The 13,758-nt window shown below is 73.8% G+C and carries 11 protein-coding genes and 1 pseudogene; 7 read left to right on the top strand and 5 right to left on the bottom strand.

Annotated features, from left to right (window positions below):
* Nucleotides 1–66: 66 nt before the first annotated feature.
* A complete protein-coding gene (locus ABZ896_RS48655; protein ID WP_360944494.1) occupies nucleotides 67–258 on the top strand; it encodes a hypothetical protein in 192 nt (63 codons plus the stop codon).
* A 3-nt stretch (nucleotides 259–261) separates the two neighbouring features.
* Here ABZ896_RS48655 and ABZ896_RS48650 read toward each other — a convergent pair whose 3' ends face one another.
* Entirely contained in the window at nucleotides 262–777 is a 516-nt protein-coding gene (locus ABZ896_RS48650; RefSeq protein WP_360944491.1) for a MarR family transcriptional regulator, read from the bottom strand.
* A gap of 88 nt (nucleotides 778–865) precedes the next feature.
* Nucleotides 866–1,723 (bottom strand): PaaX family transcriptional regulator C-terminal domain-containing protein, encoded by an 858-nt coding sequence (locus ABZ896_RS48645; RefSeq protein ID WP_360944500.1) that lies wholly within the window; start codon nucleotides 1,721–1,723, stop codon nucleotides 866–868.
* Nucleotides 1,724–1,918: 195 nt separating this feature from the next.
* Between ABZ896_RS48645 and ABZ896_RS48640 the strand changes: the two genes are divergently transcribed.
* Nucleotides 1,919–2,896, top strand: coding sequence for an ABC transporter substrate-binding protein (locus tag ABZ896_RS48640; RefSeq protein ID WP_360944488.1), 978 nt, complete (start codon nucleotides 1,919–1,921; stop codon nucleotides 2,894–2,896).
* 28 nt (nucleotides 2,897–2,924) lie between these two features.
* Here ABZ896_RS48640 and ABZ896_RS48635 read toward each other — a convergent pair whose 3' ends face one another.
* The 3 genes from ABZ896_RS48635 to ABZ896_RS48625 are packed head-to-tail and all read right to left on the bottom strand — an operon-like array spanning nucleotide 2,925 to nucleotide 8,903.
* Nucleotides 2,925–3,986: an iron chelate uptake ABC transporter family permease subunit gene (locus ABZ896_RS48635; RefSeq protein WP_360944497.1), complete on the bottom strand. Its 1,062-nt coding sequence runs from the start codon at nucleotides 3,984–3,986 to the stop codon at nucleotides 2,925–2,927.
* Between the two features lie 2 nt (nucleotides 3,987–3,988).
* Nucleotides 3,989–5,026 carry an iron chelate uptake ABC transporter family permease subunit gene (locus ABZ896_RS48630; RefSeq protein ID WP_360944485.1) on the bottom strand — a complete coding sequence of 346 codons (1,038 nt, stop codon included), beginning with the start codon at nucleotides 5,024–5,026 and terminating at the stop codon, nucleotides 3,989–3,991.
* 22 nt (nucleotides 5,027–5,048) lie between these two features.
* Complete coding sequence (locus ABZ896_RS48625) at nucleotides 5,049–8,903, bottom strand: ABC transporter ATP-binding protein (RefSeq protein WP_360944482.1); 3,855 nt, start codon at nucleotides 8,901–8,903, stop codon at nucleotides 5,049–5,051.
* A gap of 71 nt (nucleotides 8,904–8,974) precedes the next feature.
* Here ABZ896_RS48625 and ABZ896_RS48620 point away from each other — a divergent pair, with 71 nt between their 5' ends.
* The 5 genes and pseudogenes from ABZ896_RS48620 to ABZ896_RS48600 form a co-directional block, all read left to right on the top strand.
* Complete coding sequence (locus ABZ896_RS48620) at nucleotides 8,975–10,123, top strand: nucleotide disphospho-sugar-binding domain-containing protein (protein ID WP_360944479.1); 1,149 nt, start codon at nucleotides 8,975–8,977, stop codon at nucleotides 10,121–10,123.
* Entirely contained in the window at nucleotides 10,120–11,457 is a 1,338-nt protein-coding gene (gene fes / locus ABZ896_RS48615; RefSeq protein WP_360944476.1) for an enterochelin esterase, read from the top strand. The genes ABZ896_RS48620 and fes overlap by 4 nt, the downstream gene beginning before the upstream one ends.
* A 59-nt stretch (nucleotides 11,458–11,516) precedes the next feature.
* Nucleotides 11,517–12,494 (top strand): ABC transporter substrate-binding protein, encoded by a 978-nt coding sequence (locus ABZ896_RS48610; protein WP_360944473.1) that lies wholly within the window; start codon nucleotides 11,517–11,519, stop codon nucleotides 12,492–12,494.
* A complete protein-coding gene (locus tag ABZ896_RS48605) occupies nucleotides 12,491–13,273 on the top strand; it encodes a 2,3-dihydro-2,3-dihydroxybenzoate dehydrogenase (RefSeq protein ID WP_360944470.1) in 783 nt (260 codons plus the stop codon). The genes ABZ896_RS48610 and ABZ896_RS48605 overlap by 4 nt, the downstream gene beginning before the upstream one ends.
* Nucleotides 13,274–13,307: 34 nt before the next feature.
* Nucleotides 13,308–13,758: pseudogene (locus ABZ896_RS48600) on the top strand (isochorismate synthase); the annotation flags it as partial.

Here is a 13,758-nt window from a genome sequence, read left to right as displayed (position 1 = left end):
ACGCACGCAGCAGACGCGACTCGACGAGCGGGCGGGAGGCGAAGTAGGCGGTGAACGGCGAGCGGGGTGACGCTGGGCCTGACGGTGAGCGTCGGCGGTCTCGCGGCCCCGGCGCTGGGGGCCTTGGCCGACGCCATGTCGCTGCGGCTCGCGCTCGTCCCGCTGGTGGCGCTGCCCGCGCTGGGGCTCCTGCTGCTGCGACGGCTGCGGGAGCCGGCCCCCGTGGCGCGGCCGGCGGCCTGGGTCGGTGCGGGGTGAGACTCAGGCGGTGCCGGCCGGGGTCGGCTCCTCGCTCTCGTCGTCGATGGAGTAGGAGAGGAAGTCGTCGACCATGCGGTGGAAGAGGACGGCGAGCTCGCGCAGTTCCTCGGGCGACCACTGCGCGAGGGCCAGCTGCATGCCCCGGGCGCCGGCGTCCCGGACGCGGTCTATGGCCTGCTGTCCCGTCTCGGTGAGCTGGATGCGCTGGGCGCGCCGGTCGTCGGGGTCGGGGACGCGGGTGACGTAACCGGACTTCTGGAGCTGCTGGACCGTGCGCGTGACGTGCGAGGCCTCCACCCCGAGGCGGTTCGCCAGCTCACCGGGGCGCATCGGCTCGGTGTCCGCGACCTGCCGCAGCAGGGCCACGGCGGCGCGGTCCAGCGGCACCTCGGCCAGGGCCATCAGGCGGTCGTGCTGCCGGGCGCGGGTGCTCAGGTAGGTGATGCGGGTGAGCGCCCGCTCGATCTCGATGACTTCCGGGGACGCGGGGACGTCGGGGAGCGGCTGTGAGGACATACTCGCCAGTTTACCATCTTGTTGCGTAACTCAAGTAATTTACTGCGGATGTTTAGTGGGCGTACTACCGACGGAGGACGCACCCCGCTCACAAGGACCGTAGCGGTGTCGTCTCCAGCAGCTCGGCGGCCATCCGGCGGGCCGCGTCCCCCGTCCGGTCCGCGAGACGACGGAACGTTTCCTCGGCGGACCGGGCGGGCCAGTCGGCCGGCAGGTGCCGGGCGGGCAGACGGGGATCGGTGCGGATGGCCCGCAGCCACTCGGCGACCAGGCACAGCCGGGTGGCCAGGGCGTCGTCGGGATGCCGGTCGACGTGTCCGCCCCAGCGCTCCTCGAAGGAGCGGTAGCGGGCGGCGATCGCCTCCAGGTCCCAGCTCTCCCGGACCATCACCGCGATGTCGGTGGCCTCGTCGGCGCGCGCGTGGAAGACCTTGACGTGGGCGGCGATGCCGAGTTCGGCCACGGTCTCGGAGACGTCGACCCGGCCGGGCGCGACCCACAGTCCGCTGTAGAGCGGCCCGAAGCCGGACCAGGCGAGCCGGGAGCGCAGGTCGTGCCGCCGCCGCTGCCAGGCGTCCGGGAGCGAGAACCCGAACAGCGTCCAGATGCCGTCCCAGTCGTCGTTGACGGCACTGGCCGTCCAAACGCGCCTGCGGCCGTCGTGGAGGATCTGGGTCGCGTGCGGGGTCAGCCCGAAGTACATCCGGCGGCCCTCCCGCTGACGCTGCAGCAGACCGCGGCCCACCATGCGGGTGAGCGTGGAGCGCACGGCCTGCTCCCCGATCCCCGCGCGCCCGAGCACGTCGATGACGCTGCCCGAGTAGACGCCCAGCGGGCCCTCCTCCAGGACGTGGTCGCCGAAGAAGGCGAGCAGCAGGGACTGGGGGCGCGGCTGCGGGGCGCCGGGGCGCTCCCGGCCGCCGCCGGACGGGTGCCCGTCGCGTATGCCGGAGGGCTTCACCTGGGAGAACGACACGTCCGCAAGGGTACGGCCGTCCAGGGGCATGACACCGCAAAGGTAGGCGAGTAGATTGCGGCCGTCCGCAATATGCACAACGTCATGGTGGAGGGCCCACCGGAACGGTCGGCGAGCCAGCGCACATCGAGCCACCCTCACTCACCTTCCCTCAGGAGGAGCCCCATGCGACGGCGCGTTCTCGGGCTTGCGACAGCAGTGGTCACGGTCGTCTGTGCGGCCGGATGCGGATCCTCGTCGGACGGGGCGAGCGCCTCGTCGGATTCCGGCAGCGGCGGAACCACCCAGGTCAAGGTCGGCATCGTGCCGATCGTGGATGTCGCGCCGCTCTATCTGGGCCAGGAGAAGGGCTTCTTCGACAGTCGCGGCATCGAGCTGAAGATGGAGAGCGCCCAGGGCGGCGCCGCGATCGTCCCCGGCGTGCTCAGCGGCCAGTTCCAGTTCGGGTTCAGCAACCCCACCTCGCTGATGATCGCCCAGACGCAGGGGATCGCGCTCAAGTCGGTGATCAACGCGACGACCACGACCGGCAACACCACGCGGGACGTCACCGGGGTGCTCGTCAAGAAGGACAGCCCCATCAAGTCGGCGAAGGAGCTCGCGGGGCACACCGTGGCGGTCAACACCCTCAAGAACATCGGGGACACCGTGGTGCGCGAGGCGGTCCGCAAGGACGGCGGCGACCCCGCGAAGGTCAAGTTCGTCGAGATCCCCTTCGACCAGATGCCGGCCGCGATCGCCGGCGGTCGGGTCGACGCCGCCTGGATGGGAGAGCCGGCCCAGACGATCGCCATGTCCCAGGGCGCCCGCTCCGTGACGGCGCCGTTCGCGGAGACCGACCCCAAGCTCACCCTGGCGACGTACTTCACCTCGGCCAGGCTGGCCCAGGAGAACCCGGACCTGGTCAAGAGGTTCAAGGAGGCGGTGAGCGAGTCCCTCGCGTACGCCTCCGCGCACCCGGACGAGGCCCGGCAGGCCATCACCACGTACACCAAGATCGACGCCGAGGTGCTGAAGAAGCTGACGCTTCCGCTGTGGCCGACCGAGACCAACCTGGCGTCCATCGAGAAGCTCGCCTCCCTGGGCGAGGAGGACGGGCTGTTCGGCGACAAGAAGCCCGACCCGGCGGCGATCTTCGGGTGAGGTCTCCGCACGGGGCGGGGTACGGCGCTCACACCTTGCCCGCGCGTCGCTCCCCGCGCAGCAGCCAGGCCAGGTAGGCGCCGCCCGCCACGCCCGTCACCACGCCGACCGGCATCAGCGCGGAGCCGGTGACGCGCTGGGTGACCAGGTCGGCGGCGGAGACGAGGAGCGCTCCGGTCCACGCGGCGGGCAGGAGGTTGGGCCCGGCGGAACGGGTCATGCGGCGGGCCAGTTGGGGCGCCGCCATGGCGACGAAGGGAACGGGGCCGGCCGCGGCGACCGCCATCGCGGTCAGTCCCGTGCCCGTGGCCAGCAGCACCAGCCGGGTGCGTTCGGGCGGGACGCCCAGCGCGGCGGCCGTGTCGTCGCCCATCTCCAGCAGCGTCAACTGCCGTGCGCGGCCGAGGACCACCGGCACCAGCACGGCCAGGCCCAGGGCGGCGATCCGGACGTCGCCCCAGTCGCGGGCGTTGAGCGAACCGATCATCCAGCTCGCCGCCTGGGCCGCCTTGCCGATGTCGGCGCGGACGTAGAGGAAGCTGGTCGCCGAGCCCAGTACGGCGGAGGCGCCGATCCCGACGAGGACGAGCCGGTAGCCGTGGACGCCCCGCTTCCACGCCAGGAGGTAGACGGCGGCGGCGGTGGCGAGCCCGCCGCACACCGCGCCGGCCGCGGTCTGGGTGTCGCCCGCGTCGAAGAGGATGATCGCGACGAGCGCCCCCGCCGAGGCGCCGTTGCCGAACCCGGTGATGTCCGGGCTGCCGAGGGGGTTGCGGGTCAGCGACTGGAAGACCGCTCCCGCCATGCCCATCCCGAAGCCGACCAGGACCGCGACCAGGGCACGGGGAAGGCGCAGGTCGAGCACGATGAACCCGGCGCCCGGTGGGCCCCCGCCGGCGAGGGTGCGCAGCACCTGCGGTGGTGACAGCGCGTACGTCCCGGTGCCGATGGCCAGTACCGTCGTACCCGCGGCGAGCGCGCCGAGGGCGGCGCAGACCAGCAGGGCACGTGGGGTGTAGCGCAGGGACCAGCGGCCCGTGCGCACCAGGCCGGGGCGGACCACCCTGGCCCGTGGCGGGTTCTCGGTCACGCTCACAGCTGGGCCACCTTCCGCCGCCGTACCAGATGGATGAAGAGCAGGCCTCCGAGGAAGGCCGTCACCGTGCCCACCTCGATCTCCGAGGGCGGCACGACGACGCGGCCGACCACGTCGGAGACGAGCAGCAGCACCGGCGCGTAGAGCGCGCAGTACGGGAGCAGCCACCGCGGGTCGGGGCCGCAGAAGGCCCGCGCGGCGTGCGGGACCATCAGGCCGACGAACCCGATCGGGCCGCACACCGCGGTCGCCGCCCCGCACAGCAGCGTGACGGCGACGACGGCGAGGCTCCGGGCGAGCCGCACCCGGGTGCCGAGGGCGCGGGCGTGGTCGTCGCCGAGCGCGATCGCGCCCAGCGGCCGGGCGAGCCCGAGCGCGAGCAGGGCTCCGGCGACCAGCAGGGGCAGCACGGTCAGCAGCAGGGCGATGTCGCGTTTGGCGAGGGTGCCCACCGACCAGTGACGCATCGCGTCGAGGGTGCTGAGGTTCCACAGCTGGAGTCCGTTGATGTAGCCGAACAGGGCGGCGTTGACGGCGGTCCCGGCGAGGGCGAGGCGTACGGGGGTGGCGTACCGGCCGCCGCCTAGGGCGTTGACGGCGACGGCCGCGAGGGCCGCCCCGGCGAGTGCGAACCAGAGGTAGCCGGAGAAGGAGGTGATGCCGAGGACGCCGATCGCGGTGACGACGGCCGCCGAGGCACCCGCGTTGACGCCGAGCAGTCCGGGATCGGCCAGGGGGTTGCGGGTCAGGGTCTGCATCACCGCGCCCGCGAGGCCGAGGGCCGCGCCGACGGCGACGCCGATGAGGGTGCGCGGCAGACGGAGGTCGCGCACGATCGCGTCGTTCTCGGTGCCGGACGGCGACACCAGGGCCGACCAGACCTGGTCGAGGGGGATCTGCTTGGTGCCCACGGCCAGCGAGAGGGCGACGCCCGCGACCAGGACCGCCACGCCCAGCAGGAGCCCTGCCGAGCGCAGGGAGGTGCGGGAGCGCGGGGTCCCGGGTGCGACCGGCGGGGCTGCGGTGACGCTCATACGGGTGCCTTGTCGAGGGTTCTCACGGTCGGGGTGCTCCCGCGGGTTCACGGACGTCCTCGGCGGTGGTCCGCCACAGTCGTGCGTAGGCGCCGTCCGCCGCCAACAGGCTTTCGTGGGTGCCCTGTTCGGCCACCCGGCCGTGGTCGAGGACGACGATCCGGTCGGCCCGGGCCGCGGTCGTCAGCCGGTGGGCGACGACGACGGTCGTACGGCGCCCCGCGGCGCTCTCCCCCGCACGGGCCACCGCCTCCTCGGTGGCTGGGTCCAGCGCGGCGGTGGCCTCGTCGAGCAACAGCACGGCGGGGTCGACGAGTTCGGCGCGGGCGAGCGCGATCAGCTGCCGCTGGCCCGCCGACAGGGACCGGCCTCCTTCGCCGACCGGCTGACGGAAGCCGTGCGGCTGGGCGGCGACGGCATCGAGCGCGCCGACCGCACGGGCCGCGGCCTCCACTTCGGCGTCGCTCGCCGAGGGCCTGCCGTAGCGGATGTTGGCGGCGATGTCACCGCTGAACAGGTGGGGCTCCTGCGGCACATACCCGAGGCGCCGCCGGTACTCGGGGGCGGGCCAGCGGCCGATGTCGGTGCCGTCGACGAGGACGCTCCCCCGGTCGGGGTCGTGGAAGCGGGCGAGGAGCTTGACGAGGGTGGACTTGCCCGCGCCGGTGGTACCGACGAGGGCGACCGTCTCCCCCGGCTCGATCCGCAGGTCGACGTCGCGCAGGGACGGCCGGTCGGCACCGGGGTAGGTGACTCCGACGCCTCGCAACTCGATGGCGCCGCGCAGGTGCTCCGGCAGCGGTGCCGGATCCTCGGTGCGGGTCGATGTCGGGCGTATGCGCAGCAGTTCCAGGACGCGGCGCAGGCCCACCGACGCCTGCTGGTAGCTGTCGAAGGTGAGGGACAGCTGCTGGATCGGGGCGAAGAACATGCTCAGGTAGAGCATGAACGCGACCAGCACACCGGGTGAGAGGTCACCGTCCGCCACCCGGTGGGCGCCGACGAACAGCACCAGGGCGCGGGAGAGTTCGGCGGTCAGGTTGACGCTGGGGAAGTAGACGGAGGCGTAGCGCTGGGCGCGCAGACGGGCCGTGCGGTAGGCGGCGGAGAGTTCGCCGAAGTCGCGGGCGGCGCCCTCCTCTCGGCCGTGTGCCTGCGCGGTGCGCAGTCCGCTGACGTTCTCCTGGAGGGAGGCGTTCACCTCGCCGATGCGGCGCCGGGCCTCGTCGTACGCCGCCGAGGACAGCCGCCAGAACACGAAGGTGGCGCCGAGCACGAGGGGCAGCAGGGCGAGGGCGGCGAGGGCCAGCGGCGGGTGGACGGCGATCATCGCGCAGACGGCGCCGGTGACGGTGGCCAGGGCGGCGACCGAGGTGAGCAGACCGTTCTGGAGGAACGCGGCGAGGGCGTCGATGTCGTTGACGATCCTGGTCATGACCTGCCCGCCGCGCTCACGCTCGTAGAAGTCCACGCCGAGCCGCTGGAGTTGGGCGAAGACGCGGATCCGCAGCCCGTACAGGACCCGTTCGCCGGCCCGGCGGGTGACGCGGGTCTGGGCGTTCAGGGCGGCCCAGCTCACCGCGACCGCGAGGACGCCGAGCAGGACGCAGACCGTGAGGACACGGCCGTCGCCGTCGGCCACGCCGGAGTCGAGACCCCGGCGTACCAGGAGCGGCAGCGCGGTGCCGGCGGCGGTGTCGGCGACGAGCAGGGCGAGGCCGAGCAGAAGGGGACCCCCTATGGGGCCCAGGAGCCGGCGCAGGGTGAGGTGGGCAGCCGGAGCGCGCAACTCCCGCTCGTCCAGGGCCGGTTCTTCGTCCGGTACGACGTCCTCGGCGGCCTTCTCGACCGGCGGGCGCGGCCAGAGCGCCGGGGTGACCGCACCCTCGACGGGCCCGCGGACGGATGACGTCGGCTCGACGCCGGGCGAATTGCCGGCACCCGATCCGGCGGCACCCGATCCGGCACCACCGGACTCCGCTTCGGCCGGTCCCTCGGTGTCCGGCTCAGCGCCCCCCGGTTCCCCGGTACCCGGCTCTGCGCCGCCCTGTCTCACGGTGTCCGATCCAGCCCCACCCTGATCAGCCCCGCCGGGCCCCGCGCCGTCCGGTCCCGCGGCGGCGACCACCCGCTCGTCCACACTCCCGCTCGGCCCCGCCAGCAGTTCGCGGAACAGGCCGCAGCGGACGGTCAGTTCGGTCTCGGTGCCGCAGTCGACGAGGCGCCCGCCGTCGAGGACGGCGATGCGGTCGGCGAGGGCGAGAGTGGAGCGGCGGTGGGCGATGAGCAGCGTGGTGCGTCCGGCGGCGGCCCGGCGCAGGGCGTCCTGGATGACGGACTCGGTGGCCGGGTCGACGGCGGAGGTGGCGTCGTCGAGGACCAGGACGCGCGGGTCGGTGAGCAGCGCGCGGGCCAGGGCGATCCGCTGGCGCTGGCCGCCGGAGAGCTGCATGCCCCGCTCCCCCGCCTCTGTGGCGTACCCGGCGGGCAGCGCGCTGATGAACGCGTGGGCGTCGGCGGCCCGGGCCGCGGCCTCCACCTCGGCGTCGGTCGCGTCGGGGCGACCGTGGGCGATGTTGTCGCGGATCGAGCAGGAGAACAGGAAGGGGTCCTCGAAGACGCTGCCGACGGCCGCGCGCAGGGAGGCGAGCCGCAGCATCCGCACATCGGTGCCGCCGACCCGGACGCTGCCCGACTGGGGGTCGTAGAAGCGGCTGAGCAGCAGGGAGACGGTCGACTTGCCGGAGCCGGGCGGTCCGACGACGGCGAGGGTCTCGCCCGGCCGGACGGTCAGGGACACCCCGGCGAGGACCGGGTCGCTGGGCGCGTAGCCGAAGGTGAGCTCGCGCAGTTCGAGTTCCAGGGGGCCCTCGGGCAGGTCCTCGGCGTGCGGATGGTCGGTGATGTCGGGGCGCGCGTCGACCAGTTCGTACACCCGGTCGGCCGCCGCGCGGGCCTGCTGGGCGTTGACGGTGAAGTTGGCCAGCAGCCGGGCGGGTCCGGCGAGCAGGGTGAGGTAGCCGGCGAAGGCCAGGAAGGTGCCGACGTCGATGCTGCCGCGCAGGGCGAGCCAGCCGCCGAGGGCGAGGACGCCGACCTGTCCGGCGGCGGGCAGGGCGGACATGGTGGCGGTCGCGGCGGCCTGGAGGCGGGCCACCTCCAGACGGCGGCCGAACAACGCGCGACAGGCACGGGCCATGCGGTCGGTCTCGGCATCCTCCTGGCCGAATGCCTTGACGACGCGGACGCCGGTGACGGTCTCCTCGACGTGCTCGGCGACGGCCGCGGCCTGCGCCTGGCCCGCCCGGGTCGCGGGCACCAGCTTCGCCCGGCTGCGCGCTGCGGTGAACGCGAGGGCCGGCACGACGGTGAGGGCCACGAGGGTCAGTGGTGCGGACAGCCACAGCATCGCCGCGACGGCGACGGCGAACTGCGCGCTCACACCGAGCGGGATCGGCAGCATCCCGAGCATCGTCTGGATCTGCTGGAGGTCGCTGTTGGCGCGGGAGACGACCTGCCCGGTGCGCAACTCGTCCTGCCGGACGCCGTCGTAGCGCTGGATCGAGTCGAACACCTGCGTGCGCAGCCCGTGCTGGACGGCCAGCGCGAGTTTTCCGGCGGCGTAGCGCCGGGTGAACTCGGCGCCGAACTGGACGACGGCGAGGGCGCACAGGAGAGCGGCGAGCACACCGGCCCGCCCTGGTCGGCCGGCGACGGCGTCGTTCACGGCGAGGCCCGCGAGCAGGGGCCCCAGGGCTTCGAGGCCGGTGCCGAGCACGGAACCGAGGACAAGAGCGGTGAGCGGGCCGGGGTGTTGGCGACAGGCGGCGAGCAGCCGTCGCCTCCCTCCCGGCTGGGGGTGGGATCCACTGGACATGTGCTTAGCTTAGGCTAACCTAACCTTGCTTGTTGACGATTTCGCCGACACATTTCCCGGAAAGAGGAGACATGCGCGTCCTGCTTGTCGGCCCCCCGTTCTTCGGACTGCTGTATCCCCTGGTTCCGCTCGCGCACGGCCTCAGAGCCGCGGGGCACGAGGTCCTGGTCGCCACCTGCGGGGCGGCCGTGGGCCACACCGAACGGGCCGGTCTCCTCGCCGCCGACTGCGCGCCCGGCATCGATCCGGACGCGCTCTACGCCGAGATGGAGCGCGACCGCGGCAACCGCAGGCCGCCCGCGCCGGGCGAGCGTGGCGCACCGCCGAAGGGAGGCGGGTTCTCCTTCTTCAGCGAGGAGATGGCCGACCGGATGGTCACCCTCGCCGAGGACTGGCGGCCCGACCTCGTGGTCCACACCCCGCTCGGCGTGGCCGGTCAGCTCGTGGCGGCCCGCATCCGGGTTCCCTCCGTGCTGCACGCGGTGGGTTTCGGCCACACCTCGGCCCACGTCGGGATGATGAACAACGTCCTGGCCCCGGCCTACGCCCGGCACGGTCTCGACGGTCCGGCCCCGATCGCCGCCTGGCTCGACGTCACCCCGCCCAGCATGAGCGTGACCGCCGAACCCCGGCGCTGGTTCATGAGGTACGTCCCCTACAACGGCGGCGGCACCCTGCCCGAGTGGCTGCCCGGCGCCCGCAAGCGCCCCCGCGTGACCGTCACCCTCGGCACGGTCCGTCCGGTGATCGACGGGGTGTCACCGGTGCGTTGGGTGGTGGACGCGGCCCGGCACACCGACGCGGAGTTCGTCCTCGCCCTGGGCGGCGGCGATCTGTCGGGCCTGGGTGAACTGCCGGACAACGTGCGGCCGGTGGACTGGATTCCGCTGGGCATGCTGCTCGCGCACAGCGACGCCGTCGTCCACCACGGTGGTGCCGGCACCACCCTCACCGCCCTGGATTCCGGGCTGCCGCAGATCGTGCTCGGCGAAGGGGCGGACCGGCCGGCCAACGCCGCCGCGGTGCGTGAGCGCGGCTGCGGGCTGGTGCCCGGCGGGCCGGAGGACCTGACGGCCGGCCTCGTCGAGCGGCTGCTGACCGACGGTGCGCTGCGCACCGCCGCCCGGGATGTGGCCCGGGAGATGGCGGCGACGCCGAGCCCCGGGGAGACCGTGCCGCGGCTGCTCGAACTCGCGCGTACCCACGGGGAGTCGCGATGACCGCGAAGTCCCTCTCCCGCAGGGGCCGGGCGGCGGCCGACGCCGTCCCCACCCGGGTCGTCGGCCCGCGGGTGGCGCGTCTGGTGGCCCAGCTGTCCGAAGCGGACACCGCGGCCGAACGCGCCGCCCTGACGACCGCGTTCTGGCAGGAGGTGGAGCACTCGGGCACCCCCCTCGTGGAGGAGCTGGAGGGCGCTCCGGGACGCCGGGCCGTCACGTTCCTGTGGCGCGGCCACCGCGCCACCCGGCAGGTGCTGCTGCTCGCCAACCGCGTCATCGACCGCGACCACCTCGCCGGCGCCCTGCTGGAGAACATCCCCGGCACCGACGTATGGCATCTGGGTCTGGCCCTGCGGGCGGACCACCGCGGCTCCTACCGGATGGCCGCCGACATCTCGGCCAAGCAGCCGCCCGCGGACGAGTGGCTGCTCCAGCGGCGGCTGCGGTCGCTGTCCGCGCACGCTGCGCCCGACCCGCTCAACGACCGTACGGTGCCCACCCGTTGGCAGTCCGTGCCGAGCTCGGTCTTCGCCCTGCCCGAGGCCCCCGCCGAGCCCTGGGCAGGCCGGGGCGGCGACGTGTCGGCAGGCCGGGTCGAGCGGTACCGGGTGGCCGCCACCGCCCTCGGCGGGACCCGCGACACCTGGGTCTACCTGCCGCCGGGGCACGAGCGCGCGGCCGCCTCCTCACTGCCGGTGGCGGTGGTGTGCGACGGCGACATGTGGCTCGGCCGGATGGGCCTCGGCCGCACCCTCGACGCACTGATCGCCGACCGGGCACTGCCGCCGCTGGTCGTCCTGGCTCCGGACGCCGTCGACCGGGACACCCGCTGGCGCGAACTCGGCGGCCGGGACCCGTTCGTGTCCTTCCTCGCCGACGAACTGCTGCCCTGGGCGGCCGGCCGCTGGCCGCTGACCACGGACCCCGCGCGAACCGTCGTCGCCGGGCAGAGCCTGGGCGGGGTCACCGCCCTGTACGCCGGTCATCGCAGACCCGACCGGTTCGGCAACGTGCTCGCCCAGTCCGCCTCCCTGTGGTGGCGGCCCGGGCTGCCGCCCCCGCACGGCTCCGGTCCTCCGGCGCCCCGGGCGTACGGCATCCCCTGGCTCGTCGGCCGCTACACCTCGACGCCGCCTCGTCCGGTGCGGGTCCACCTGGACGTCGGCCTCCACGAGGGCTCCATGGTCGACCAGAACCGTGCGCTCCACAAAGCGCTGGCCGGCGCGGGCTACCGGGTGACCTACGACGAGTACAACGGCGGCCACGACTACGCCTGTTGGCACGGTGCCCTGGCCGACGGACTGGTCCGCCTGCTCGGCGACCCCACGGGCTGACGCCCTCCCCGATCCCTCCCCTCCTGTTTCCGCAAGGTCCCTGCAAGGAGTTCATCACCATGTACGCCGCAAGAACCTCTCGCCGCGCTGTCCTGACGTCCCTCGCCGCCGTGGTCACCGGAACCCTCCTCCTGGCCGGCTGCGGGGACGACGGCGACGACGCCGTCAGCGCCGGCAAGGCGACCACGACCCGCAGCATCACCGACGCCCAGGGCCGCACGGTCCAGGTACCGGCGGACCCGAAGAAGGTCGTCACCCTCAGCGAGCCCACCCTCGACGCCGCCCTCGCCCTCGGTGTGCGGCCCGTCGGCGCCACCGCGGGCCGCGGCCAGACGGGCGTGTCCACCTACCTCGCCGACAAGGCCACGAGCGCCGAGGTCGTCGCCACCGTCGCGGAGGCCGACCTCGAGAAGCTGGCGGCGCTGCACCCCGACCTGATCCTGCTCGACGAGACCACCGGCGCGAAGACCCAGCTCGCCAAGTTGCAGGCCATCGCACCGACCGTGGTCACCGCGAAGCTCAACGCGGACTGGAAGGACGCCTTCACCGCGACCGCGAACGCCCTCAACGAGAAGGCGCAGGGCGAGAAGATCCTCACCGGCTTCGACGCCGACGTCGCCGCGACCAAGGCGAAGCTCGGCGCCAACGCGGGCGCGGTGGTCAGCGTGGTCCGCTGGCAGGACGGCGCGCCCTCGGTGGTCGGCAAGGGCGTGGGACACGTGGGCTCCACGCTGTCCGCTCTGGGCCTGACCCGGCCCGCCGACCAGCAGGGCGCGAGCGTCGGGCACAGCGAGCCGGTCAGCCTGGAGAAGCTGTCCACCATCGACGGCGACTGGCTGTTCTTCGGCACGCTCGGCGACACCGCCGAGGGCGAGAAGGCGTACGCCGAGGCCGTCAAGGTGCCCAACTTCAGCAAGCTGAATGTCCAGAAGAAGGGACACGTCGTGGTCGTCCAGGGCTCTGCGTGGAACAGCGCGGGCGGCCCGCTGGCCGCGCGGATCGTCCTCGACGACGTGACGAAGGCCCTCGCCCCGTGAGCGCTTCGCCGACCGGCCGGCTCGCCCTCGTGACGGGGGCGGGCCGGGGCATCGGGGCCGCCGTGACGGCGGCCCTCGTCGCGGCGGGCGCCCGGGTCCTGGCCACCGACGTGGACGGCGAGGGCGTCGCCGCGCTCGCCGACGCATGGGGCGACAAGGTGGTCGCCCGCCCCCTCGACGTGACCGACCCGGACGCCGTGGACGTGCTGGTCGCCGAGGCCGAGGACACGCTCGGTCCGCTGGACATCGCCGTCAACGTGGCCGGGATCCTGCGCAGTTCACCCGTCGAGGCGCTGACGGACACCGACTGGGCGGCCACCTTCGCCGTCAACACCACCGGCGTCATGCACGTCTCACGCGCGGTGGCCCGCCGGATGACCGGACGGGGGCGCGGCAGCATCGTCACCGTCGCCTCGAACGCGGCCGGCATCCCGCGCACGGGCATGGCCGCCTACGCCGCCTCGAAGGCCGCCTCCGTCATGTTCACCAAGTGCCTCGGCCTGGAGGTGGCCGCCCACGGCGTCCGCTGCAACACGGTCTCGCCCGGATCCACCCTGACCGACATGCAGCGCGCCCTGTGGCCCGCCGGGGACGAGGCGGCCGCCGTCCGCCGCGTGGTCGAGGGAGACCTCGCGGCCCATCGCACCGGCATCCCGCTGGGCCGGGTCGCCGAACCCTCCGACGTCGCCGACGCCGTCGTGTTCCTGGTCTCCGACCGCGCCCGCCACATCACCATGCACGACCTGTACGTGGACGGCGGAGCCACCCTCCGGGCCTGACCGGCCCCTCGCTCTCCCCCCACTGGAGACAACCATGTCCCTCACCACGCACGCTCCCGCCGAGCCGCTGGTCACCCCCGGCGCGGCGACCTCTCTCCTCGACGCCTACCGACCCGCGACGGATCGTTTCCTCGCCACACCCCACCGGACCCTGCTGGGCCGTGGCACCGCCGCCGAAGTCCCCGACGGGGCGGGCCCGTTGGCCCACCGGGTACGGGACGTCCTCGACGCCCTGCGCCGGCCCGACGCGCCCGCACCGGTCGTCATCGGCTCCCTGCCCTTCGCACCGGACGCACCGACCGCGCTGGCGGTGCCCGACCTCACGCACTCCGCTCCTCCCCTGCGTGAGGACCCGCTCCTGGCGCTGCCCGTACCCCATCCCGCACGACGGCCCGACTGGCAGGTCCGGGAGGTCCCCACCCCCGAGCACTACGGCAGGGCGGTCGCGGACGTGGTCGCCCGGATGCGGGCCGGCGAGTTCAACA

It is taken from the genome of Streptomyces sp. NPDC047072 (assembly GCF_040643855.1).
Taxonomy (GTDB): domain Bacteria; phylum Actinomycetota; class Actinomycetes; order Streptomycetales; family Streptomycetaceae; genus Streptomyces.
This window is presented reverse-complemented; position numbering and strand designations above follow the sequence as displayed.

Coding starts and splice junctions, on each gene's coding strand:
- ABZ896_RS48650 (WP_360944491.1), bottom strand. CDS start 777: ATGTCCTCACAGCCGCTCCCCGACGTCCCCGCGTCCCCGGAAGTCATC.
- ABZ896_RS48640 (WP_360944488.1), top strand. CDS start 1,919: ATGCGACGGCGCGTTCTCGGGCTTGCGACAGCAGTGGTCACGGTCGTC.
- ABZ896_RS48630 (WP_360944485.1), bottom strand. CDS start 5,026: ATGAGCGTCACCGCAGCCCCGCCGGTCGCACCCGGGACCCCGCGCTCC.
- ABZ896_RS48625 (WP_360944482.1), bottom strand. CDS start 8,903: ATGTCCAGTGGATCCCACCCCCAGCCGGGAGGGAGGCGACGGCTGCTC.
- ABZ896_RS48620 (WP_360944479.1), top strand. CDS start 8,975: ATGCGCGTCCTGCTTGTCGGCCCCCCGTTCTTCGGACTGCTGTATCCC.
- fes (WP_360944476.1), top strand. CDS start 10,120: ATGACCGCGAAGTCCCTCTCCCGCAGGGGCCGGGCGGCGGCCGACGCC.
- ABZ896_RS48610 (WP_360944473.1), top strand. CDS start 11,517: ATGTACGCCGCAAGAACCTCTCGCCGCGCTGTCCTGACGTCCCTCGCC.